Below are 220 nucleotides of genomic sequence, written 5' to 3'. Positions count from 1 at the left end.
TCATTATCGGGTTTCTTATGTTTCAGCTTGAACAGCTCAGTATTGCAATTATTGGACTAGGTTATGTTGGGCTGCCACTAGCCGTTGAGTTTGGCAAGCAAAAACCCACCATTGGTTTTGATATTAATCAACAACGTATTGCTGAACTGCTTGCTGGGCATGATCATACGCTAGAAACTTCGGCAGAAGAATTAAAACAAGCAGTCAATTTGCGTTATAC

Annotated in this window: 1 protein-coding gene (running past one end of the window); it reads left to right on the top strand. The window is 40.5% G+C overall.

Annotation, left to right across the window (positions count from 1 at the left end; translation table 11 throughout):
* Positions 1–17 precede the first annotated feature (17 nt).
* On the top strand, positions 18–220 hold part of the coding region annotated (locus JR005_RS04280) for a nucleotide sugar dehydrogenase (protein ID WP_228731749.1) (this coding region is incomplete at its 3' end). The annotated region continues 645 nt past the right edge of the window; 203 of 848 annotated nt are visible.

It is taken from the genome of Acinetobacter sp. Colony158 (assembly GCF_019264745.1).
Lineage (GTDB): Bacteria > Pseudomonadota > Gammaproteobacteria > Pseudomonadales > Moraxellaceae > Acinetobacter > Acinetobacter ursingii.
Note: the sequence above shows the minus strand (reverse complement) of the source record. Positions and strands in the feature narration are given on the sequence as shown.